Annotated in this window: 17 protein-coding genes and 2 pseudogenes; 7 read left to right on the top strand and 12 right to left on the bottom strand. The window is 64.6% G+C overall.

The genetic code is table 11. The features are described from left to right. Positions 1-39: 39 nt before the first annotated feature. The 6 genes from NLM32_RS24835 to NLM32_RS24810 all read left to right on the top strand — a co-directional run bounded on the left by NLM32_RS24835 (position 40) and on the right by NLM32_RS24810 (position 6,733). Positions 40-1,302 carry a D-alanyl-D-alanine carboxypeptidase family protein gene (locus NLM32_RS24835; RefSeq protein ID WP_254131487.1) on the top strand — a complete coding sequence of 421 codons (1,263 nt, stop codon included), beginning with the start codon at positions 40-42 and terminating at the stop codon, positions 1,300-1,302. Between the two features lie 2 nt (positions 1,303-1,304). After that, positions 1,305-1,991 (top strand): dTMP kinase, encoded by a 687-nt coding sequence (tmk, locus tag NLM32_RS24830; RefSeq protein WP_254131486.1) that lies wholly within the window; start codon positions 1,305-1,307, stop codon positions 1,989-1,991. Continuing rightward, complete coding sequence (locus tag NLM32_RS24825; protein WP_254131485.1) at positions 1,988-3,034, top strand: DNA polymerase III subunit delta'; 1,047 nt, start codon at positions 1,988-1,990, stop codon at positions 3,032-3,034. Before tmk ends, NLM32_RS24825 begins: the two co-directional genes overlap by 4 nt. 107 nt (positions 3,035-3,141) lie before the next feature. Next, positions 3,142-5,133 (top strand): methionine--tRNA ligase, encoded by a 1,992-nt coding sequence (gene metG / locus NLM32_RS24820; protein ID WP_254131484.1) that lies wholly within the window; start codon positions 3,142-3,144, stop codon positions 5,131-5,133. Between the two features lie 12 nt (positions 5,134-5,145). Further along, positions 5,146-5,922, top strand: coding sequence for a TatD family hydrolase (locus NLM32_RS24815; RefSeq protein WP_254131483.1), 777 nt, complete (start codon positions 5,146-5,148; stop codon positions 5,920-5,922). Positions 5,923-5,935: 13 nt separating this feature from the next. After that, positions 5,936-6,733: an MBL fold metallo-hydrolase gene (locus NLM32_RS24810; protein WP_254131482.1), complete on the top strand. Its 798-nt coding sequence runs from the start codon at positions 5,936-5,938 to the stop codon at positions 6,731-6,733. 2 nt (positions 6,734-6,735) lie between these two features. Here the strand turns inward: NLM32_RS24810 and NLM32_RS24805 are convergent, their stop codons facing one another. The 10 genes and pseudogenes from NLM32_RS24805 to NLM32_RS24760 all read right to left on the bottom strand — a co-directional run bounded on the left by NLM32_RS24805 (position 6,736) and on the right by NLM32_RS24760 (position 19,154). Then, on the bottom strand, positions 6,736-8,145 hold the full coding sequence (locus tag NLM32_RS24805) for an autotransporter outer membrane beta-barrel domain-containing protein (RefSeq protein ID WP_254131481.1): 1,410 nt from the start codon (positions 8,143-8,145) through the stop codon (positions 6,736-6,738). 287 nt (positions 8,146-8,432) lie between these two features. Then, on the bottom strand, positions 8,433-9,563 hold the full coding sequence (locus NLM32_RS24800; RefSeq protein WP_254131480.1) for an autotransporter outer membrane beta-barrel domain-containing protein: 1,131 nt from the start codon (positions 9,561-9,563) through the stop codon (positions 8,433-8,435). Positions 9,564-10,049: 486 nt separating this feature from the next. Then, positions 10,050-11,699, bottom strand: a complete 1,650-nt coding sequence (locus tag NLM32_RS24795) for an acyl-CoA synthetase (RefSeq protein WP_254131479.1) — start codon at positions 11,697-11,699, stop codon at positions 10,050-10,052. Positions 11,700-11,725: 26 nt separating this feature from the next. After that, positions 11,726-13,609, bottom strand: a complete 1,884-nt coding sequence (locus NLM32_RS24790) for a TRAP transporter large permease subunit (RefSeq protein WP_254131478.1) — start codon at positions 13,607-13,609, stop codon at positions 11,726-11,728. Positions 13,610-13,634: 25 nt separating this feature from the next. After that, positions 13,635-14,537 (bottom strand): annotated as a pseudogene (locus tag NLM32_RS24785) (TRAP transporter substrate-binding protein); the annotation flags it as partial. Between the two features lie 4 nt (positions 14,538-14,541). Further along, positions 14,542-15,978, bottom strand: a complete 1,437-nt coding sequence (locus NLM32_RS24780; protein ID WP_254128466.1) for an IS701 family transposase — start codon at positions 15,976-15,978, stop codon at positions 14,542-14,544. An 83-nt stretch (positions 15,979-16,061) separates the two neighbouring features. Further along, positions 16,062-16,193, bottom strand: a pseudogene (locus NLM32_RS24775) (twin-arginine translocation signal domain-containing protein); the annotation flags it as partial. Between the two features lie 512 nt (positions 16,194-16,705). Then, entirely contained in the window at positions 16,706-17,251 is a 546-nt protein-coding gene (locus NLM32_RS24770; RefSeq protein WP_254131477.1) for a DUF4863 family protein, read from the bottom strand. Beyond that, complete coding sequence (locus NLM32_RS24765) at positions 17,230-18,015, bottom strand: nitroreductase (protein WP_254131476.1); 786 nt, start codon at positions 18,013-18,015, stop codon at positions 17,230-17,232. The genes NLM32_RS24770 and NLM32_RS24765 overlap by 22 nt, the downstream gene beginning before the upstream one ends. Continuing rightward, entirely contained in the window at positions 17,991-19,154 is a 1,164-nt protein-coding gene (locus NLM32_RS24760; protein WP_254131475.1) for an ABC transporter substrate-binding protein, read from the bottom strand. The genes NLM32_RS24765 and NLM32_RS24760 overlap by 25 nt, the downstream gene beginning before the upstream one ends. A gap of 228 nt (positions 19,155-19,382) precedes the next feature. Here NLM32_RS24760 and NLM32_RS24755 point away from each other — a divergent pair, with 228 nt between their 5' ends. Beyond that, positions 19,383-20,408, top strand: coding sequence for a LysR family transcriptional regulator (locus tag NLM32_RS24755; RefSeq protein WP_254131474.1), 1,026 nt, complete (start codon positions 19,383-19,385; stop codon positions 20,406-20,408). Here the strand turns inward: NLM32_RS24755 and NLM32_RS24750 are convergent. Both NLM32_RS24750 and NLM32_RS24745 read right to left on the bottom strand, forming a co-directional pair. Next, complete coding sequence (locus NLM32_RS24750; RefSeq protein ID WP_254131473.1) at positions 20,398-22,056, bottom strand: carboxylesterase/lipase family protein; 1,659 nt, start codon at positions 22,054-22,056, stop codon at positions 20,398-20,400. The two genes, NLM32_RS24755 and NLM32_RS24750, sit on opposite strands and share 11 nt — an antisense overlap. A 148-nt stretch (positions 22,057-22,204) precedes the next feature. Next, positions 22,205-23,935 (bottom strand): FAD-dependent oxidoreductase, encoded by a 1,731-nt coding sequence (locus tag NLM32_RS24745; RefSeq protein WP_254131472.1) that lies wholly within the window; start codon positions 23,933-23,935, stop codon positions 22,205-22,207. Positions 23,936-23,946: the final 11 nt, after the last annotated feature.

The following is a 23,946-nucleotide window of genomic DNA, read 5'->3' as shown; positions in this document are numbered from 1 at the left end:
CGGTTCCAGCTGTTAGAACGCCGCTCTCAGGGCTTCGCCATGGCATTTCGTCTCATCTCGCTCCGTCATACCGGATTCACGGCCGGAGCACTGGCGCGCGGGCTGGTCGCGGCGACTATTGCGGTGAGCCTCAGCTGGGGCGGCGTGATCTACGCCGCCAACCAGAGCGTCCAGGGCGCCAAGAAGACTGAAGATACCGGCTTCGATGGCGATGCCCCCACCGCGATCCTGATCGAGGCTTCCAGCGGCAGCGTGCTGTTCGAGAAGAACGCCGACGAGCTCCGCGCGCCCTCCAGCATGATGAAGCTCGTGACCGCGGAAGTCGTCTTCAACGCGATCAAGAAGGGCGACGTCAAGCTGACCGACGAATACCGGATCAGCGAGAACGCCTGGCGCAGGGGCGGCGCGCCCTCCGGCGGCTCGACCATGTTCGCGGCCATCAACAGCAAGGTCTCGGTCGACGACCTCCTGCATGGCGCGATCATCCAGAGCGGCAACGACGCCTGCATCGCGCTCGCCGAAGGCATCGCGGGCAACGAGCGGATTTTCGCCTCCGATTTCATGACCAAGCGCGCCCGTGAGCTCGGCATGACAAAATCGACCTTCGCCAACTCCAACGGTTTGCCCGACCCAGGCAACAAGATGACGGTGCGCGAGCTCGGCATGCTCGCCCGGCACATCATTCTGGACTTCCCCGAGTTCTACAAACTGTTCGGCGAGAAGGAGTTCACCTGGAACAAGATCCGCCAACCCAACCGCAATCCGCTGCTCAATTCGATGGAGGGCGCCGACGGCCTGAAGACCGGCTACACCAAGGAAGGCGGCTACGGCATGGTCGGCTCGGCCGTGCAGAACGGCACGCGACTGATCGTCGTCGTCAACGGGCTTGAGGACATCGAAGATCGCGCCACCGAAGCCAAGAAGATGCTGGAATGGGGCTTTCGTAATTTCGAGACCCGCACGCTGATCGCGGCCGACCAGCAGGTCGGCTACGCCAAGGTGTTCGGTGGCGAGAGCCGCTCGGTGAAGCTGGTCGCGAAAGAGCCGGTGAAGGTGATGGTGCACAAGAGCGGCGGCGACAAGCTGATCGCGCGCGTGGTCTATAACGGCCCGGTGCGCGCGCCGGTCCAGGCCGGCCAGCAGGTTGGCGTGGTCAAGGTCTGGCGCAGCGGCAATATCGCGGTGGAGACGCCGGTCTATGCGGCCGAGGCGATCGGTACCGGCTCGACCATGCGGCGCGCGATCGATGGTGCCAGCGAGCTCGTGATCGGCATGTTCCGCGCGGGCGCCGAGAAGCTCTGATCATGAGTGAGAGCACGGGACAGCGTCCGTCCGGACGCGGACGCTTCATCACCTTTGAGGGCGGCGAGGGGACCGGCAAGTCGACCCAGATCAAGAAGCTCGCCGACCGCCTCGGTGCGGCGAGGCTCCGCACCATCGTCACGCGGGAGCCTGGTGGCTCGCCGGGTGCCGAGATCATGCGCCATCTGGTGCTGTCAGGCATGGGCAAGCTGCTTGGCCCCGAAGCCGAGACGCTGCTATTCGCGGCCGCTCGCGACGACCATGTCCGTACCGTGATCGAGCCCGCGCTCAAGCAGGGCGTTTGGGTCCTCTGCGACCGCTTCGCCGACTCGACGCGGGCCTATCAGGGCAGCCTCGGCAGCGTGCCCGCCGGGTTGATCAATGCCATGCAGCGGGTCACGATTGGCGATCTCAAGCCGGACCTCACCATCATCCTCGACTTGCCGGTCGAGATTGGTTTGGCACGCGCAGCGGCGCGGCGCGGCAGCGGCGCGCCCGACAGGTTCGAGGGCGAGAAGCTCACCTTCCACCAGGGTTTGCGCGAGGCCTATCGCAAGATCGCCGCGGACGAGCCTGCGCGCTGCGTGCTGATCGACGCCAATTCCGATCCTGACACGGTAGCCGGACGGGTCTGGACCGCGCTACGCGACCGTCTCCTGCCGACGCCTGCATCGGTGGTCTCAGTATGAGCCCGCGTCAGGTCGAGCGTGAATCCGCCATTCCGCATCCGCGCGAGACAAGCCTTCTGTTCGGCCATCGCGAGGCCGAGATCGCGCTGCTGACCGCCTACCGCAGCGGGCGGATCCCGCATGCCTGGTTGATCGGCGGACCGCAAGGAATCGGCAAGGCAACGCTGGCCTATCGCATGGCGCGCTTCGTGCTCGCCCACGGCCAGCCGCTGTCGCCTGCCGCGCAGAGCGCCGAGGACCTCGCGATCGATGCAGATGACACCGTGGCGCGGCAGGTGGCGGCAAGCTCGCATGGCGGCTTGCTGACACTGGAGCGGACCGCGAACGACCGCGGCGTGATGCGCACTGTCATTACCGTGGACGAGACACGTGAGACGATCTCGTTCTTCGGCTCGACGGCGGCGGCAGAAGGCTGGCGCGTCTGCATCGTCGATACGGTCGACGAGCTCAATCCCAACGCGGCGAACGCGCTGCTGAAAATCCTCGAGGAACCGCCGCAGCGATCGCTGTTCCTGCTTGTCAGCCACGCGCCCGCGCGCGTGCTCGCCACGATTCAGTCGCGTTGCCGCAAGCTGCGTTTGCGGTCGCTGACGACCGACGAGGTCATTCGCGCAGCCGCCACGGCCGCCGATCTCGCTCCGACCGATCTGGCTTTGCGCGAGGCCGCGGAGGCCTCCGAAGGCAGCGTCGCACGGGCACTGACCCTGCTCGGCGGTGATGCGCTGAAGCTCCAGCAGCGCACGGCGGCGCTGCTTTCACGTCTGCCGCAAGTGGATCCGCGCGAATTGCATACGCTCGGCGAATCCCTTGGCACCAGCGACCGCGTCGCGCTTGCGGCCTTCATCGACGGCATCGATCGCTGGATCGCGGAACGCCTCCATTCCGACGAGGCCAATGCCAACCAGAACCTGCCGCGCCTTGCGCGCCTAGCTGAGGTATGGGAAAAGATCGTCCGCGCCGCGCGCGACACCGAAACCTATAATCTGGAGCGAAAGCCCTTGGTTTTCTCGGTGTTCGGCTGGCTGGCGGACGCAACGCGCTAGAGCATGATCCGGAAAAGTGTGCAGGTTTTCCGAGAAGACCATGCTCAGAACAATAACCGAACCCAAATTCGTTTCCAAATTTCGAGAAGCCGGTAAAGGAATTCGTCGTGGCAACACGAGCTAAGAAAACCGCCAAGGGCAAGAGCAGCAAGAAGAAGGCTTCCAAGAAGGCCGCGAAGAAGGCTGTGAAGGCGCTCGCGCGCAAAGCTGCCAAGAAGGTCAAGAAGACCAAGAAGGCGGCCGCCAAGAAGGGCGTGAAGAAGGGCGCGACGAAGACGGCAAAGAAGGTCGGCAAGAAGGCTTCGAAGAAGCAGGTCGTCGCCAAGAAAGCCGTGACAAAGAAGGCTGCCAAGAAGCACGCCAAGGCTCCGGCGAAGAAGGTGGCCAAGAAGGCGAGGGCGAGCGCGCCCGCCGTGATGTTCGCTCCGGTCGCCGCGCCGGCGCCTGTCGCCACACCGCCAAAGACTGTGAAGCCCAAAGTGTCGAAACCGAAGGCGCCGCCTGCGCCGAAGCCGGTGGCTGCGCCGAAGGCGGCCGCGCCCGTAGCGGCGCCCGCGCGCGACAACGTTTTCTACATCACCACCGCCATCGCCTATCCCAACGGCGTTCCGCATATCGGTCACGCCTATGAGGCGATCGCCACCGACGTGCTGGCGCGCTTTGCGCGGCTCGACGGCAAGGACGTGTTCTTCCTGACCGGCACCGACGAGCACGGTCTGAAGATGGTCCAGACCGCACAGAACGAGGGCCTGACGCCCGCCGCGCTCGCGACCCGCAACGCCGCCCGCTTCAAGGAGATGGACGAGCGGCTCAACGTGTCGTTCGACCGTTTCATCCGTACCACCGAAGAGCAGCACCATCGCTCGACCCAGGAGATCTGGCGTCGCATGGAGGCGAACGGCGACATCTATGCCGATACCTATTCCGGCTGGTACTCCGTGCGCGACGAGGCCTACTACGCCGAGGACGAGACGCGCCTGAACGACGACGGCGTGCGGCTGGGACCGCAGGGCACGCCGGTCGAATGGGTCGAGGAGAAGAGCTATTTCTTCCGCCTCTCGGCCTATCAGGACAAGCTGCTCAAGCTCTACACGGATCGCCCTGATTTCATCGGACCGGACTCCCGCAAGAACGAGGTGGTGAGCTTCGTCAAGGGTGGCCTGCGCGATCTTTCGATCTCGCGCACCACGTTCGACTGGGGCGTCAAGGTGCCCGGCGACGAAGAGCACGTGATGTATGTCTGGGTCGATGCGCTGACCAACTACATCACCGGCGTCGGCTTCCCCGACGAGAGCGACCAGAACTGGCGCTACTGGCCGGCCGACGTGCACATCATCGGCAAGGACATCATCCGCTTCCACGCCGTGTACTGGCCCGCATTCCTGATGTCGGCCGGCATTCCCGTGCAGAAGCGGGTCTATGCTCACGGCTTCCTGTTCAACAGGGGCGAGAAGATGTCGAAGTCGGTCGGCAACGTCGTCGATCCCTTCAACCTCGCCGACCAGTATGGCGTCGACCAGATGCGCTATTTCTTCCTGCGCGAGGTGCCGTTCGGCCAGGATGGCAACTACAACCATGAAGCCATCGTCGCGCGCATCAATGCCGATCTCGCCAACGATCTCGGCAATCTCGCGCAGCGCTCGCTGTCGATGATCGCCAAACAGCTCGGTGGCGTGCTGCCCGAGCCCGGCGAGTTCAGCGACAACGACAAGGCGATCCTGGCGATGGCCGACGGCATGATCGCGGCCGGCCGCGAAGCGATGTCGACGCAGCAGATCCATCAATGGCTCAACGCCGTGTGGGCGGTGGTCGCGGAAGCCAACCGCTATTTTGCGGGCGAGGCGCCGTGGGCGCTGGCCAAGACCGACCCGGCGCGGCAGAAGACGGTGCTGTATGTCACCGCCGAAGTCGTGCGCCAGATCGCGATCCTGGCCCAGCCGGCGATGCCGACCGCATCGAGCTTGCTGCTCGACAGCCTTGGCATTCCCGCAGGCGAGCGCGACTTTGCGATGCTTGGCGGTGCCAAGCGGATCGCGCCCGGCTCGATACTGCCGGCGCCGACGCCGGCGTTCCCGCGCTACATCGAGCCGGCGGCCTGAGGCGTTCGCACGATGCTGGTCGACAGTCACTGCCATCTGGATTTTCCGGACTTTGCGGAGGATCTCGACGGGATCGTGTCTCGTGCCCGCGCGGCCGGGATCGGCCGCATGGTCACGATCTCGACGCGGGTGCGAAAGCTCGATCAGCTTCTCGCTATCACCGGGCGCTACGACGACGTCTATTGCTCAGTCGGTACCCATCCGCACAATGCGGACGAGGAGGACGGCATTTCGCCGGACGAGCTGATCGCGCTGACGCAGCATCCCAAGGTCGTCGCACTCGGCGAAGCCGGGCTCGACTATTTCTACGACGACGGCTCGCCGGAGGCACAGGCGAGGGGTTTTCGTGCCCACATCGCCGCGGCCCGCGTCACCGGCCTGCCGCTGGTGATCCACACCCGCGAAGCCGACGAGGATTGCGCCCGCATCCTGGAAGAGGAGGCGGCGAAGGGGTCGTTTCGCGCGGTGCTGCATTGTTATACCGGCGGGCGCGAGCTGGCGCTGAAGGCGGTGTCGCTCGGCCTCTATATCGGCTTTACGGGCATCCTGACCTTCAAGAAGTCGGATGCCTTGCGTGCGCTTGCGGCCGAACTGCCGTCCGACCGTATTCTGGTTGAAACAGACTCGCCCTACCTTGCGCCGGGCAAGTTCCGGGGCAAGCGCAACGAGCCTGCCTATGTGGTCGAGGTCGCCAAGGTACTGGCCGAGACGCGCGGCGTGTCGCTCGAAGAGATTTCACACCAGACCAGCGAAAACTTCTTCCGCCTGTTCTCCAAGGTGAAAGCTTGAGGTTCTGAATCGCATGACGCTGACGCTGACGATCCTGGGCTGCGGCTCCTCCGCCGGCGTGCCGCGTCCGGCCCTCGGCTGGGGCGCTTGCGACCCCAAGAATCCCAAGAACCGCCGCCGCCGTTGCTCGCTGCTGGTCGAGCAGACATCACACCACGGCACCACGCGCATCGTGATCGACACCTCGCCGGACCTGCGCGAGCAGTTGATCTCGACCGATGTCGATCATATCGACGCAGTGTTCCTGACGCATGAACATGCCGACCAGACCCACGGCATGGACGATCTGCGCTCGGTCGTGATCCACATGCGCAAGCGCATTCCGGTCTATTTCAATCAGTCGACCGCCAAGGACATCATGGCGCGGTTCTCCTACTGCTTCATCTCGCCGGAGGGCAGCGACTATCCGCCGATCCTCAACCGGCATTCGATCGAGGCGGGCGGGAGCCAGATTATCGGCGGCAAGGGCGGGGACGTGACCATGACCGCCTTCCTGGTCCAGCACGGCAACATTCCGGCGCTGGGCTATCGAATCGGCAACGCGGCCTACACGCCCGATCTCAACGACATCCCGCGCGAGAGTTGGGGGGCCTTGGAAAACCTCGATCTCTGGATCGTCGACGGCCTGCGCTACACCCCGCATGTCAGCCATTTCAGCATCGACGACGCGCTGTCCTGGATCGAGCGCTTCAAGCCGAAGCGTGCCGTCATCACCAACATGACGGCCGACGTTGATTACGAGGTGATCCGGCAGAAGCTGCCTTCCGGCGTGGTGCCGGCCTATGACGGACTGCGGCTGGAGACGAACTAGCCTTACCAAGTGTAGCGGACTACGGCCTTGCCGGTATAGGCGCGCACCAGGCTCGACAGCTCGCTGTCGAAGTTCGCGCTCGCCGACCAGCCGTTCAAGCCGCGCAGCTCGAGGGCTACGCCAGTCAGTGCCGAGTTAGGTGCAAGCGCCGTGGTTCCGATCACGAAGCCTTGGCCGGCCCCCTGGCCGGAGAACGCCTGAAACACCGCTGGCAAAGACTGCGTTGCGCTGAAATCATGCGCCCAGGCCAGACGTCCTCGCAGATCGAAGAGGCTGCCAGCGAGCACAAACGAGGTGCTCGTGCGCAGGCCGAGCTCGCTGCGGCTGTCGGTAAAGCTGTTGCTGTTGCTGGAGGGCGCCCTGGACGGATCGGCAGCGTCAGCCAGCTGACCGGCGCTGGCAGCGAGGCGGAACATGGTGACCTGGCCGGCTGCGTAAGGCGTGATGCCGAACCATGGCATCGCAATCCGGTAGCCGCTCTCGATGCGGCCCGAATAGGCGTTGGCGTTGACGGCCGGGGAGAGCTGGTCGCTGCCGGCCGGCGTGACCTGATGATCACTGGTGATGGCCTGCCAGCCATAGGCCAGCGCGGTCGCGACATAGGCCGCGCCGATGGAGTGCCTGATGAAAGTGCCGGCCTGGAACAGGTCAGAGCGGCCGCTTGAGAAATTATTGGCAAAGCCGGTGCCGCCGCCGGCAAGCGCAAAGCCCATCCGCGTCTGTGGTGAGAGCGAATAATCCGCGCCCACGGCGGTGGCGAAGCTGCGGGCCGACGAGCCGTTGCCATCGGTTGCGGTCTGCGATCCGCCGAAGCCTGCGGCCCAGATGCTCCAGTGCGGAGCCGCAAGTGACGGCTTGCCGTAGATCGCCTCATACGCATCGCGCCCGATGCCGCCGTGCGTGCGGTCATTGCCGAGATCGGCGTAGGCAGAGAGCTCCGAGTCGAACTCGGGCCGCCCGATGCCGCGTCCGTCGATGGCTGGATCAAGAAGGGTCTGCGTGAATTGCGTCATCGCCAGGAACGTGGCTTGCGCCGCATCGGTCTGTGACGAAGCAGCGGAGCCGCCGCCAAACGCCTGCCGCATGCCGAATCGGCCTGCGCCGGCGAGCCCTGGTGGCTCTCCGTTCCAGCCGTAGTTCGGCTGCATCCCCGAGGCGCCGTTATTGCCACTGCCGTACGGCGCGCCGCCAAAGCCAGACATCGGCGGTGGGGCGCCGAACATCGCGCCGCCCGTGCCAGCAAAATTGTTGCCACCACCAAAATTGCCGAAGCTGCCGGGTGCATTCGGACTGGGCATACCAAAATTCTCGGAAACGGCGAAGCCGCCGTACTCACGCATGGCTTGCGCGTCCGCCGCGCGCGGCAGAAACAATCCAGCCGTCAATAGCAGCAGCGCCAGACGCGCACGCACGTCTGTGCTCACGACAGCAACCGCATGAAGCGCCCCAACCGCGCCGGTCGCCAGCCGCGCAGCCTGCACGGCGAATCAGGTGGAATCAGCGAATCCGACGGGAAGGAAACGTAAATGCTCTAACGTTTTCCAATCTTTTCCTGTCGTGTCTCGATGTCGTCAAACATGCGCGATTCATTTCAGGGCGAATTCCGATCGCCGCAAACGCAACTCCGCGCTTCTACGGGCATGTCAGACTGGCAATGGTCGCCGTGATGCCGGCTTGGGGCCAAGTACCCGCTGCGGCCTCACCAAGCATAGCGCATGATGGCCTTGCCGGTGTACGACCTCACTTGGCTTGAGAGTTCGCCGTCGAGGGTTGCGGCCGCGGCCCAGCCGTTCAGCCATTTCACTTCGATGGTGCCGCCCGCGAGCGTCGAATTCGGTGCCAGCGCCGCGCCGCTTGCGACGTAACCGAGCCCCGGCAGCGCCTGGAAAGCAGCGGGCAGAGTACCGGCAGCAGTGAAATCATGCGCCCAGGCCACTCGCGCCCGAACATTCGCGATGCCATCGTCAAGCGCGAAGGATGTACTGGTACGCAAGCCCAGTTCGCTCCTTCTATCGTTGATGCGATCACTGCCGAAAGCCGTCGCAACGGCGTTCGCAACATAGGCTGGTAGGTTGAAGGTCATGAACTGCCCGGCGGCATAGGCGGTCACGCCGGGCCCTGGCGTGGCGAAGCGATAGCCGCTCTCAATGCGGCTGGAATAGGCATCGGCATTGAACGCAGCGTTGAGCTGATCGATGCCCGGGTGATCGCTGGTCATCGCCTGCCAGCCATAGGCGAGGGCCGTGGCGACATAGGCCCGCCCGACCGTGTGGCGGACGAACGCGCCGGCCTGGAACAGGTCGGAGCGGCCGCTTCCAGCACTGCCGGTGAAATTGGTGCCGCCGCCAGCCATTGCGAAGCCCAGCTGCGTTTGCTGCGAGAGCGAGTAATCGGCGCCGACCACAGTTGCAAAGATGCGGCTCGATGAGCTGGAGCCAGACGTAGCGTTGCTGCTCGAGACCTGCGAGCCCAACCCCGAGGTCCAGACGTTCCAATGCGGCGCGTAAGACGAGCCGGGGAAGGGCAGCTTACCGTAAAAGGCCGCATAGACATCGCGCCCGACACCGCCGCGCGTTCGATCAGACTCAGACGGTGCCGCCGCATAGGCCTCAAGCGCCTGATCGACGGGCCCCGCACCGGCTCCGCGGCCGTCGATCGCGGGGTCGAGCAGAGTCTGCGTGAACTGCGTCATCGCAAGGAACGTGGCCTGTGCGGTTTCGGCCTGCGACAGCACCGCAGGGCTCGAGGGCGACAACGCAGCGGCGGCGCCAACGTTCGCCGCAGCGGTCGGCGCGCCGGCAACAGTTGCGACGCTCGGCTGACTGGTCACGGTATTGCTGGCAGGAGCAGGCGAGCTCGTGCCACTGCTGGCCGTCACGCTGTTGCTGGACGCGGCCGAAGCAACAGAAGCCGGACTGGCGAGCGCGGTACTCAAGGTTGTTGCCGTCAACGGCTGCGACGATGGCGCCGGACTAGCGGCCGTCACACTCGTCTGCGTTGTTTGCGACGGAGCCGAAGGAATGGCGCTCTGGGCCGGCGGAGACGCGCTGGCAGGCAGCTTCGCCGGGGCTTGCGCGTTCGCGCCACCCGGTAGCAGTCCGATCATCAATAGCGGCGCGAGACGCAAAAATGCGCCCTCGCGCGAGACAAATCGCATCAACCGCCCCAACCGTACCGGTCGCCAACCGCGCGGCGCATCGTTCAGGAATCGACGAACCCGGTGCGATGGAACCGTAAGGGCGGCGCCACCTTTTTCAAATCTTTTCCCGTTATGTCCGGGGTTTCACGGGAATGCGACCCGGTCGTCGCAGATCAATCAGGCCGTAATCGCCTTGGCCGAGCCGACCTCGTTGCGCAGCAGGAATTTCTGGATCTTGCCCGTCGACGTCTTCGGGATCGGCCCGAACACGACCGCCTTCGGGGTCTTGAAGCCGCTCATATGCGTGCGGCAGAAGGCGATGATCTCGGCCTCGCTCGCGCTCGCTCCGTCCTTGAGCTCGACGAAGGCGCAGGGCACCTCGCCCCATTTCGGATCGGGCTTCGCGACCACGGCGGCGAACAGCACGGCCGGGTGCTTGTAGAGGATGTCCTCGACCTCCACGGACGAAATGTTCTCTCCGCCGGAGATGATGATGTCCTTGGAGCGATCCTTGATGGTGACGTAGCCGTGCTCGTCGAGCACGCCGAGATCGCCGGTGTGAAACCAGCCGCCCTCGAAGGCTTCCTTCGTCGCCTTCTCGTTCTTGAGGTAGCCCTTCATCACGATGTTGCCGCGGAACATGACCTCGCCGATGGTTTCTCCATCGCGCGGCACCTCCTGCATGGTCTGCGGATTGATGACCGTAACGCCTTCCTCGAGCGGGTAGGGCACGCCCTGCCGGCGTTTCATTTTCGCGCGTTCGGGAGCGGGAAGCTCGTCCCAGCCGGGCTGCTCGGCGCAGACGGAGGCGGGGCCGTAGACCTCGGTCAGGCCATAGACGTGCGTGAGCTTGATGCCTATGCTTTCGGCGCCTTCGAGAACGGCGACCGGCGGCGCAGCGCCGGCGATCAGGCCGATGACGCGGCGGGCCGTGCCGTCCTTCGGTGCATCGGGAGCATTGATCAGCGTGTTGTAGACGATCGGCGCGCCGCACATGTGGGTGACACCGTGCTGCTTGATCAGCTCGAAGATCCTGGTCGGCTCGACCTTGCGGAGGCAGACATTGATGCCGGCGGCCGCCGCCAAGGTCCAGGGAAAGCACCAGCCGTTGCAGTGGAACATCGGCAGCGTCCAGAGATAGACCGGATGCTGACCGAGATTGCCGGCAAGGATGTTGCTGACGGCATTCAGATAGGCGCCGCGATGATGGGTGACGACGCCTTTGGGATTGCCCGTGGTGCCAGAGGTGTAGCTCAGCGCGATCGCATCCCACTCGTCCTTTGGCAGGATCGCCGCAAAATTCGGATCGCCTTGCGCGACGGCGGCTTCATATTCGAACTCGCCGATGCGCTTGCCGCCCTTAAACGAGGCATCATCGACGTCGATTACGAACGGCTTTGGCCCGCTCATTTGCGCCAACGCATCGGTGATCACGCCGGAAAACTCGGGGTCGACAAGGATGATCTTGGCGCCGCCATGATCGAGCTGGAACGCGATCGAGGGCGCATCGAGGCGGATGTTGAGCGCATTGAGCACGGCGCCCGTCATGGGCACCGCGAAGTGCGCCTCGTTCATCGCCGGAATGTTCGGCAGCATTGCCGCGACGGTGTCGCCGACGCCGATGCCCTTGCCGGCGAGCCAGGATGCAAAGCGCTTGCAGCGCTCATGCGTCTGAGCCCAGGTGAAGCTGCGGCCCTCATAGACCGTGCTGACGTGATCCGGATACACCGCGGCGCTACGCGCGAGGAAGCTCAGCGGCGACAGCGGCACGTAGTTGGCGGGGGTCTTGTCGAGGCCGATATTGTACTGGTTCTGCTGATCGCTCATCGACACCCTCCATGACGCCGCGCGGTTTACAGGAATCCGATCGAGATCCAGGGGAAGACCGCGACGATGATCAATCCCACCAGCAGCGCCAGCAGATAGCCCCAGATCGGTCTGATGCCTTCGGCCGGATCGACCCGTCCGATGGCGCAGGCGGCATAATAGCCGACGCCGAACGGCGGGGCGAATAGCCCGATGCCCATCGCCAGGATGATGATCATGGCGTAGTGGACCTCGTGCACGCCGACGAGCCGGGCGATCGGAAACATCAGCGGTCCGAACAGCACGATGGCCGGGATGCCTTCCAGCACGCTGCCGAGGATCACGAAGGCCAGGATCGAGACGGCGATGAAGGTGGCGGAGCCGCCGGGCAGGCCGGTCATGGACGCCGCCAGCGCGCGCGAGAAGCCGGACTGGGTCAGGCCCCAGGCCATGCCGGTCGCAGTCCCAATGATCAGCAGGATGGCGCCGGACAGGCACGCGGTCTCGATCAGCATCGGCAACAGCCGCCGCCAGTCGAATTGCCGATAGATCAGGAGCCCAATCACCAGCGCGTAGACGATGCCGATGGTCGAGACTTCGGTGGCGGTCGCGATGCCTTCGACCACGGCGTAGCGGATGACAAAGGGCAGGGCCAGGGCAGGGATGGACACCACGAACGCGCGCGCAATCTCGCCCGATGTAGCGCGGGTGACGTGGCTCAGATCTTCGCCGCGGTAGCGCCACCACACCAGGCCTGACAGCGTCAGTGCCAGCACGACGCCCGGCAGCAGGCCGCCGGTGAACAGCGCGGAGATCGATACGCCCGTGACCGAGCCGATGGTGATCAGCACCAGGCTCGGCGGAATGGTTTCGGTCTGGGCGCCGGTTGCCGCGAGCAGGGCGACGAGATCGCCCGGCTTGGCGCCGCGCTGCTTCATTTCCGGAAACAGCACGGGCGCAACGGCCGCCATATCAGCCGCCTTGGCGCCCGAAATGCCTGAGACCAGGTACATCGCGCCGACCAGCACGTAATGCAGGCCGCCGCGGACATGGCCGAGCAGGCTCGCCAGAAACGCCACCATGGCCCGCGCCATGCCGGTCATCTCGATCAGGAGCCCCAGGAACACGAACAGCGGCACCGAGAGCAGGATGAGGTGGCTCATGCCCTCGTCCATCCGTCCGACCAGCACCATCAGCGGCGTCCGCGTGGTCAGCGCCAGATAGCCGAAGATCGCCAGCCCGAAAGCAAACGCGATCGGCACGCCCGCGAACACGCAGAAGCCGACCACTCCGACGAAGAAGATGATGAGATTGAGATTGCCGAGCGGCTTGAGCAGCGGCTGCGCGTACCAGAACGCGGCGCAGAGCACGACGACCGTGGCGGCGGCCGCCAGCAGCGTCCTGATGTCGCCGACGCGGAGCAGCCGCAGCAGCGCGAACAGCACCATCAGGCAGATGCCGACCGGCAGCGCCGCAGCGCGCCAGGTATTTGAGATCTGCAGCGCCGGCGTGGTGATGAAACTCTCTTCGTAGGCGTACTCATAGGCCGGGTGCACGATCAGCAGCAGAAATGCCAGCGCCGCGCAGGTCGCGACCACGTCGAGATAAGCCCAGAGCCTGGGGCCGGCGCTCGCGACCAGCGCCGTCATCCGCATGTGCTCGCTGCGGCGGAATGCGACCGCGGAGCCCAGCATCGCCAGCCACAGGAACAGCATCGAGGCCAGCTCGTCGGACCACACCAGCGGCGCATGCAGCACGTAGCGCGAGACCACGCCGGCGAACAGGATCACGACCTCGGCGACGACAAGGATCGCCGCCGGGATCTCGACCAGCCATTTCAATGCATGCTCGATCGCGCCGAGCACAGGCCGGCGGCGAGGGGGTGTTGCCACCTCGCCGGCCACGGCTGGCGTCATGTCGACATGAGCCATGGCGAGGCCCCTATTGCTTGGTACGTTACGACAGCTTGCCGACGGACTTTTCGAGCAGATCCCAGGCCTTGTCGCCGTACTTGCCCTTCCACTCGGCGTAGAAGCCGGCGGCGCGCAGCTTGTCACGGAACGGCCCGACCTCGGGCTGGTTGAACGTGAGGCCCTTGCCCGCCAACTCCTGCCTGACGCTGATATTGAGCTTCTCGGTGTCCTCGCGCTCCTTGACGGCGGCCGCATTGACGTTCTTGGCGACGATGGTCTTGATGTCGTCCGGGAGCGCCGCCCAGGCGCGGCGGTTCATCAGGAACCAGAAGCCGTCCCACATGTGGTTGGTCAGCGAGCAGTATTTCTGGACCTCGTAGAGCTTCGCCGTCGAGATCAGGGCCAGCGGGTTCTCCTGGCCTTCGACGATCTTGGTCTGCAGGGCCGAATAGACTTCGGCGAAATTGATCGAGGCGGGCGAGGCGTCGAACGCCTTGAACATCGAGGTCCACAGCGGCGACACCGGCACGCGGATCTTGAAGCCCTTGAAATCGTCCGGGCCGTTGATCGGCTTGGTCGAGGACGTGGTCTGGCGGAAGCCGTTGTCCCAGATCTTGTCCATGACCTCGAGCCCGGCCTTGTTGATCTCGCCGCGGACATAGGCGCCGAGATCGCCGTCCATGGCCTTCCAGACCGTGGGGTAATCCGGGAACGCAAAGCCGATGCCGTTGATCGAGGCCGCCGGCACCAGGGTCGCCAGGATCAGGCCCGACAGCGTGAAGAACTCGACGCCGCCGGAGCGCACCTGGCTCAGCATGTCGGTGTCGGAGCCGAGCTGGCTGTTCGGAAAGACCTGGAGGTCGAACCGGCCGTTGGTCTCGGTCTTGATGGCCGCCGCCATCTCACGGGCGCGCGCCACGAACGGATGCGACTCAGGCAGGTTGTTAGTCCTACTGCGTCACAAACGGTGGTCGGTGGAGTGGGCGAACTTGATCGCACAACAAGGACATCTCAACAACGTTCGGACCAGCCCTTGTTCGAGCCGCCGTCGCATCGTCGTGATCGAATCTGGAATGTGGCGTTGGGTTCGCAGTGGCAGATCCGCGGGGTCTGTAATCTGCGGGAACGCGAGCGAGCGGGATCGGCCGGGCGCACCGAGCGCCTGAGGGGGGAATCGTCTCCCGCTCGGAGATCAGGAATCCGAAGGCTGCAATGCACATCGTTGCGTGATGATGAAAGCCGCGCCAGCCGCGTCCCTCGAAGTGGCCAAGCCCGACTTCCTGCTTGAGATCCTGATAGTCGCGTTCGATGCGCCAGCGCAATTTAGCCGTCTCTACGAGAGTCCGGAATGCCACATCCTCCGGCAATGTCGAGAGCCAGTATTTGGTAGGCTGGTCCTCGCCTTTCGGCCATTCGATCAGCAACCATTCCTCCAACCGCTGGGTGGTTTGGCAATAATCACGGTGCGCGGCACGGACCCGGACGCGGGCAAAGCGCGAGCTCAGCTTTTCGTTCGTTCCTTGCCGCCATGTGATGGTGCGCCAAGCTTTGGCCGGCAGGCCGATCGCGAGCGCCTTGACGGCGGCCGGTTGATGCTGACGGTTGCGGCGCATCAGTTTCGGGGGACGACCGCGGCCCGACCATGGCTTCGGCGGCAAGGGACCGGTGCCGGGCGCCCATACCGTTGTGCTCGACAGAAGACCCGCCACATAGGTCAATCCCAGCGCCGTGATCTCCGTGCGCAGATCGCTGTTGTTGCCATAGCCCGCGTCCATCAGCACGACACCGCGCGGAAGTTCGCTCGCACAGGCCCACCGCAACTGCTCCAGCGCGATCTCAGGCTTGGTCCGGAAGCCGACTTCGGCAGGAATGCCCACCTTGCGCCGCCGATCGCAATCCTCAGTCCATTCCTTCGGAAGATAAAGGCGATAGGCGACAGGCAGGCTGGCGTGGTGGTTGGCAATCGACAGTGACACCGCCACCTGGCAATTATCCTGCTTGCCGAGCTGCCCGCAATATTGCCGTGCAACTCCAACCGAGTGTCGCCCCTGCTTGGGAAATCCGGTGTCATCGATGATCCAAGCTTCGATCGGGCCCTGGCGTTCAATCGCCGGCAGGACCATCTCGCGTACCTTGCCCAGCACCTTCTCATCCGACCAGGCGCCGCTGCCGACGAAATGCAGCAGCGATTGATGCTGGGCGGCCGTCCGTTCCGGGGCCGTCACCGCCGCCATCGGCTCCACGCTCTTGCGACCGCCACAGGCCATCAGACCGACGCAATAGTCGCGCAGTGGCGCCTTCCGATCCGCATGACCGATGACGCTGGCAAGCCCTTCCAAATACGCCGCAAATCGCATTTCGCTGGTCTTGGTGCCACGCCCGTTCATGTCGGCCTCGTCGGTTGATGGTCGATGCCTCAACCATCGCTGATTCTGGCCGGCCAAAGCCTGCGGTTTTGTGACTCAGTCAGATTAGCGAACTTGTAGGAAAACTCGGCGGCCTGGGCACGGGCCACATAGGGCGAGCTGACGCCGCCAAAGACGGCGGTCGCGGCGGAGGCCTTGAGAAGCGTGCGGCGGGAAAAACGCGTCGAAAAGACCATGGGTCTGCTTCCTCGGAAGTTTGTTCTTGTTGTGAGATGCAAACCTATACGGACGTCTGGTCAGCAGTCATCTGCGATCTCGCGAAGCTCGCTTATTGCAGCCGGACAAGGTCGCGGCAATATCGGCTTTCGGCAGATGGGTCGGATTCGAAAAGGCGAAAACAACCCCATGCACAGTAGCCGTCAGGAGCTGCGGCGACGACCGATGGGTCGGCTCGAAAATCGGCTGCAGCGAAGGCGTGGTGTCAGGAACTTCGTCTAAATAACTGATCCAATTGGATATAAATATATTCCATAATATACCTTATGCGAATTACGGATATGGCTGTCCCGGATCGGGTGCGATCCGGCGTCGCGTCGCCGAAACGCCTCCTCTTCGACCACAGCCTGCCTCGCAGGCCGTGGCCAGCGCGACGCATCGTCGCCGCGCGGGCCTGTCCTTACTTTGATGGGGTTGCTTCGAAACCGATGGCGCCGGCGAACGGCGTCATCCGGGATCGTCCGGCGGGTGATCAGGACGGTGCGGCGAAGTCGTAGGAGATGCGTCCGGCGGGCAGATAGAACAGCGCGATGACGGCGCCGCCGCGGACCTCGGGATAGTGCCGGCTGCCGGGATCGGGCGCCGTCCAGCCGGGCCCCTGCCAGCCCTGCAGTCCCTTCAGCTCGGCGCCCTTGTCCAGGGGCACGACCAGGTTCAGCTCCCCATACGGATGGCCGTGATACTGCCCACGCAGCACGTCATGGTCATGGTCGTCCTCGTCCTTGAAGCGGCGTGGATCGGCGCTGTTCATGTAGACGGCCGTGATGCTGAACTGGAACGTGTCGGGCGTGGGCTCCAGGATGCGGCTGCGCCGGTAGTTCGGACCATCGACCTCCTGGTTGGCTGCCCAGCCTTCCTCGACGCCGCGCTTTATCAGGCGGGCCAGGTCCTGGTAGAGCTGGCTGTCCTCGCCATATCTCTCGTTGAGCCACCGCTCCATCTGCGCGCCGGGCGTCATGTCCTTGACCTCGCGCAGGAACGGAATGCTGCTCTGAATCAGGTCCTCTCGGCTTCCCATGGCCGTGTCCTTTCTGTTTCGGTTGCACACTGGTCTTCGAACCCCGCGAACGCGGCGAAGTCGGCGATGTCCGCGCGCGGCATCAGCCTGCCCCGCGACCCGTCCCTGGCACGGCCGATCGAGATGCCGCACACCACCATTTGCTCCGCCGGGATCTGCAGCAGCGGGCGCAGGATCCGGTGATATTTCGAGAACGTCTCCTGCGGACAGGACTGCAGCCCGTGGCCTGCCGCCGCCAACAGCACGTTCTGGACGAACATGCCGAGGTCGAGCCAGCTCCCGACCTGCAGGCGCCGGTCGATTGTGACGATCAGTCCGACGGGCGCGCCGAAGAACGCGTAATTCTTGGCCGTCTGCGCGCTTCTGGCCTCGGCATCGGTTTGGGCGATGCCGAGCGAGCCGTAGAACAATCGGCCGAACTCCTGCCGTCGCTGCAGGTAGGGTTCGGGCAGGTCGCTGGCATAGTAGCGGTATTCCGACACGTGCGCGTCGCGAGCGGTTTCGTGGGCTTCGTGGAGCGCCGCCGACACCCGCTCCTTGGCGTCGCCCGCCAGGACGTAGACGCGCCAGGGCTGGATGTTGGCGCCGCTCGGCGCGAACCGCGCCACGCGCAGAATCTCTTCGATGATCCCTCGCCCGACCGGCGCGCCCGAGAAGTCGCGGCATGCAAAACGGCTTGCGATGATCTCGTCGATGCGGCTCTGGGCCGCCAAGCCTTTGCCGACGACGCCTTGGCCGATCATGACTTCTTGGGGAATGGACATCCGCCCTGCTCCATCGGCCGGAAAGCTTCGTCTCCCGGGATTGTCGCCAGCAGCTCGTAATAGTCGAACTTGTATCTCGATTGCGCGGGCGCCTTGACGCGAAACAGATACATGTCGCGAACCAGCCGGCCGTCGTCGCGGATCCGGCCGTTGCGGGTCATGAAATCGTTCACGGGCATTGCGCGCATCGTGGCGGCGACGGTTGGCCCATCCAGCGTGCCCGCCGCCTGGACGGCTTTCAGGTAGTGCATGACCGCGCCATACGTGCCGGCATGGATCATGGTCGGGACCTTCTGGGTCTTCGCGATGAAACGCCTGGACCACGCGCGCGTGTCGTCGTTGAGGTCCCAGTAGAACGCCGAGCTCAGCATCAGGCCCTGGGCGCTCTGGAGTCCGAGACTGTGAATGTCGGCGATGAAGACGAGCAACCCGACAAGCTTCTGCCGCTCCGTGATGCCGAATTCACCGGCCTGCTTGACGGCGTTGATGAAGTCGCCGCCGGAATCGGCGAGCGCGATCACGTCCGCCTTCGAGGACTGCGCCTGCAGCAGGAAGGATGAGAAGTCGGGCGTGTTGATCGGATGTTTGGCTGCTCCAGCCACCTTGCCGCCCATGGCGTCGATGACCTTGCGGCTGTCGGCTTCGTTTGCGCCGAGACGCGACATCGCCTTCGTCGTTCCCTGCGACAGCGCGTAGGTGTCGTAGGTCCAGTGGATCCCGGTCGGCGAGCATTCGTCGCCGGTGAGGCGGGACGTGGCGGCGCCGGTGGCGAGGAACAGCTTCTTCTTGTCGCGCGTGATGCCCTGCACGGCCAGTGCGACGGCAGAGTTCGGCACATCGAGAATGACCTCGACATTCTCATTCTCGAGCCAGCGCCGGGCGATGGTCGCTCCCACATCGGCCTTGTTCTGGTGATCTCCCGCGACGATCTGGATGGGGCGCCCGAGCACCTGACCGTTGAAATCGTCGACGGCCATCTGCGCCGCAACCACCGAGCCCTGACCGCCATTGTCGGCGTAGAGCGAGGACATGTCGGTCAGGACGCCGAGCTTCACCGGACCGTCCTGCGCAATGGCCGGCGCCGTCAACAGCGCCAGTGCTACTCCGACAACTCCGATCGATATCCCGCAGGATGTCATGGCCCGTCTCCTCCAAATCCGGCGCCGGGATCATGACGGGATCGCGCAATTGCGGAAGTGAAACTCTTGCAGAGTGATCCTGAACCACCTTCAGTTTGGCGCCACGCGCGGCCCGGCGTCGCGGTCCCGGCGCCCTGCTCGGTTGCGTCGGCTGGCCGTCTGGCCTTAACTGGACAAGATCGCAGGTACGCAACGGGCGCGCGATCCGCCTGCGATGGTGTGCTGCTCGTGGCTGTTTCCTTCAAGACCCTGGACCTGAACCTGCTCAAGGTCTTCGATGCCGTCATGGAGGAGCGCAGCGTGCTGCGGGCGAGTCAGCGGGTGGCTCTCAGTCAATCCGCCGTGAGCCATTCGCTCGCCCGGCTCCGCGAGATGCTGGAAGACGATCTGTTCGTGCGCACCGCGACCGGCATGCAGCCGACCGCGCGCGCATTGACGATGGCGCCGCAGGTTCGCGAGGCCCTGCGATCGCTCGAGGTGGCGGTCGAACTGCCGAGCTTCGTTCCGTCCGCCTCCACCAGGCAGTTCACCCTGGCCGCCAACGACTTCACCACGATGGTGCTGGCCTCACCGCTCCTGAAGATACTCAGGCACGAGGCGCCGGCGGTCGACCTGATGATCAAGCCGGTGACGCGGATCGACCTCGCCGAGCAGATCGACCTTGGCCGCATCGACGTTGCGATCGGCGTCTTCTCGGATCCGCCGAGCCGATTCCGGACGTCGCTGTTGTTCGAATATGACGACGTGCTGATCGTGGGCGGAAAGCGCAAGCTCGGCCGGATCGACAATGCGGCTCTGGCGCGCATGCCGCTCGTCGTTGTCTCCTTCGGCGGCGAGCAGGAAGGAGCGATCGGAGGCTTCATCTCCGAGCGCGGCCTCGCCAGGCGATCGGAAATGTACGACCGCGCGGCGCTCGAACGGGCATTGTCCGAAAGCGATCGGCCACCGCGAATAGCAGTTTCGCTGCCGCATTTCCTGGCCCTGCCCGCTTTGCTCGCGGACTCGGAATTGGCGGCCATCGTTCCGCGGCCATTGGCGCGGGCGTTCGCGCGCGCGCATGCCATCACAACGTACGAGCTGCCCTACGCCACGACCCCGGTCGAGGTCCGGCTGTTGTGGCACGAACGCATCGCGGGCGAGCCGTCGCACGACTGGCTCCACGACATCCTCAGGCGCGCGACCGAGGACCTCAGGAACGAGCGGCCGCCTCTCGAGCAACGGAGTCCCCGGCGTAAGGGGCGGGTCACTCGCTGACGCCGTAGAACGTCATCTGATAATCGTGGAACAGCGCGTTGCGGCGTTCGGCGGTCGTGCCTGTATACGGCGAGGCGTTGGTCGCGCCGGTCGATGTCTCGTTGAATGACATGTAGGTGCCGTTGTTGGAACGGCTGGCCTTGGGCCAGGCCGGCAAGCCCTCTCCGTTGGGATCGCCCGTCTTGACGAAATTGGCCCACATCGAGGAGGCCTGCTCGGCCAGCTCGAAATCATAGGGCGCCCACGGGCGTTGGCCGGGCTCGTTGCGAAGCGAGTTGAAGGTGTACCAGAGGTCGGACGAATGCCACGCGCCGTAATATTCGCGATCGCGTCCGGGCGTCGGGTGGTTGAAGTAGAAGACGTAGACCTTGCTGGACGGGTTTCGGGCCGTGAGAAGCGAGCCCGCGATCCGGTTTTGCTCGAGCAGCAGGTCGGCCTGGGCCTTGAGGTGCTGGCGGTAGGCGTCGCGTTCGGTGGACGCCGGGTACAGCTTCTCGAACGCATATTTGGCGTACAGCTGTTCGCCCAGCAGCTTTTTCCAGTAGGCATGGAAGGCCGCAATCTCCATGACCTTGTCCGGCGCACCGTCGAGCGCGGTCCGCTCGTCGGCGACCGTGCCGACGATGACATCAACGCCGTTGAGGGCGCCCTCCTTCGTCAGGTCGACCGAGTCCGTGGTCAGGACGTGACCGTCGATGACCGCGTACATGTTGCTGGTTGCGCCATACATGGCGTCGATCCTGGCCGGATCCTTGTAGAACTCTTCGGCCGGCAGCTTCCTGAGATCGTCGAGGCTCTTGCCGGGAAAGAGCTTCTCGAAGACCGGTCCGGCCGCGGTCGTCTTGTCCGCAAGCGTGACGTAGTTCGGCTTTCCCGGCTGCGCCATCACGGTGGGGCTCGAGTGCATGATCGCGCGCTGGAACAGGCCCTTGGAGAGCGGCGTGGACATGACGCTTCTGACATTGCGCGATCCCGCCGATTGCCCGGCAATGGTCACCTTGCCGGGGTCACCGCCGAACGCGCCGATGTTCTTGTGCACCCATTTCAGCGCCTCCACGGCGTCGAGGATCGCAAAGTTTCCGGCGCCCTCCTCCTTCATTCCGGGCAAAGCGAGGAAGCCCATGATGTTCAGGCGATAGGCGGCCGAGACGACGATGATACCCTTGGCGGCGAGCTTGGCCGCGTTGAACTCGACCTCGGAATTGTTGCCGTGGCGGTTGCCGCCGCCGTGGTAGTACACCATCACCGGAAGCGCCGCGCCGGCAGGTTTTGCCGGCACCCAGATGTTCAGATAGAGGCAGTCTTCGCTGTCTTTGGGATCCTTCGCCGGGTCCCAATAATATTCATTGAAGTAGAACGTGCCCGGCGGATTGGCGCTGGCGAGTTGGGTGCACCGGTTTGGCCACGCGCCGCTGTCCTTGACGCCCGACCAGGGCACCACGGGCTGAGGTGACTTCCAGCGGTTGCCGCCCACCGGAGGTGCTGCGAACGGCACCGCTTTGTAGATGGAAACTCCGGCGACATCGGATGCGACACCGCGGATTTGCCCGCCCTCCACGGCGATGGCGGCATCGGGTGTCTGCGCCATGGCGGGCGAAACGGTCAGTCCCGCCACAGCCACTACGGAAAGCATCCTGCTGAGCTTCATGGTTTCCTCCGCGCGGCCATCGGTCGTGGCCGATGGCTCTCTTGTCGATTTGCGGACTACATTGGACGAGTGCAGGCCCGAGCACTAATGCCGTATCGGAATGATTTGAGAACAAAACGGCATGTCCGAGAGACCGCAACGACGTGCTTTAGCGCGGTGGCGGATCGATAAATCTGCGCAACGTTCCCGCAGCATCCATCGCGGCGCACCAGCCGAATACGATCGCTGGGCCGATCATCGTGCCAGGTCCGGGGTACGTTCCGCGAAAGATCGAGGATGCATCGGTGCCGACCGCGTAGAGCCCGGATAAGCTCTCGCCGTCGCGAGACAAAACCCGGCCTCGTGAATCCGTGCGCAAGCCGGCGCTGCTGGCGAGGTCCGACGGCCAGACGGCCACCGCATAATATGGCCCTGGCCCGATCCGTCGCAGGCATGGGGTCGGCTTGCCCTTGGGATCGCCATTGAACCGATTCAGTTCGCTGGCGCCCCGGCCGAAGTCTTCGTCGATCCCGGTTTCTGCAAAGCCGTTGTACCGCTCGACTGTCTGCGCGAGCCGGTCGGGGTCCACGCCGATCTTGCGGGCCAGGGCCGCGACGGTGTCGCCTTCCATCAGATATCCGGCCCCCAGGAAGCCGCTCAAATTCCTGGTCCCGGGGTGAACCAACCCGAGGCCAAAATCCCTGATGAAGGCACGGTCGCAGATCAGGAAAGCAGGTGTCGTTGACTCTGCCGACGCGTTCGAGCGCAGCATCGCGGCGACGAAGTCGTGGTAGGAATCCGCTTCATTCACGAAGCGGCGCCCCGATTTGTTCACGGCCAGCAGTCCCGGCTTGGCCCGATCGAGCATGATGTGCGGGAAGACCGAGACATGACCGTCGGCCTGCGCCATCACCGAGCTCGGCATCCACAAGGCCGGGCTTTCGAGGTCGCGTTCGATCACGGCATTGGCACGCTCGGCCGCCAAAAGGCCGTCTCCGGTGTTGGATGAGGGCACAAGGGAAAAGCGCCGCGCCGCCTCCGGAAACAGGCGCTCCCGAAGCTCACGGCTCCAGCCGATGCCGCCTGTCGCCAGCACCACGCCCTTGCGGGCGCGTATGGCCACCTCTCCGCTTGGAGACGACAGCACGGCACCGGCGATGTCGTCGCCTTCACGGATGATCTCGCGAAGTGCTGTCCCAAATCGCAAGTCGACGCCGGTGCGACGGACACTGTCGAACAGTCTCGCGACGAGCGCATTGCCCATGATCAGGCGCGTCCCGCGCTTGTAGCTCAGCCGATCCAGGGCATGGCGCGTAAGGAGGCTGGCGACGTGCTTGACGTTTGCCCAGTTACGGAAGGGCGCCAGCAAGGGCGGAATGTCCGCCTTTCCGACCATCATGCCGCCGAGAACCATGAACTCCCGGCGCGGCGGCCTGACCCGGGCAAAGTCTCGGCCTAGCCGGCGGCCGTCGAACGGAAGTGCCCCAAGGGCACGCCCACCGATCGCGGCGCCCGGTAGGTTCTTGTAGTCGGGATGGACCGGCGGCGCCGCGAATTGCACGCTCGTCTTCTGCTCGAGATAATCGAGCACGATCGGGCCTGCCTTCAGGAACATGTCCAGGCGTTCGTCCGTCGCGTGCGCGTCGAGCATCGCGGCGAGATAGGTGCGCGCGGCCTCGACCGTATCAGGCGTGCCCGCGCGCTGTCCCTGCCGGTTGCCCGGAATCCAGACGGTCCCGGCGGAGGTTGCGGTCGTGCCGCCCACCATGTCCGACTTTTCGCAAAGGATGACATCGAGTCCCTCGAGGGCACCGACCAACGCGGCGGTCATGCCGGCCGCACCGGCGCCGACGACCAGCAGATCGGTCTCCACGTCAAAGGAGCGATCGCCTTGCGGCATCCGGAGCACCC

The organism is Bradyrhizobium sp. CCGUVB14 (assembly GCF_024199935.1).
Lineage (GTDB): Bacteria > Pseudomonadota > Alphaproteobacteria > Rhizobiales > Xanthobacteraceae > Bradyrhizobium.
This window is presented reverse-complemented; position numbering and strand designations above follow the sequence as displayed.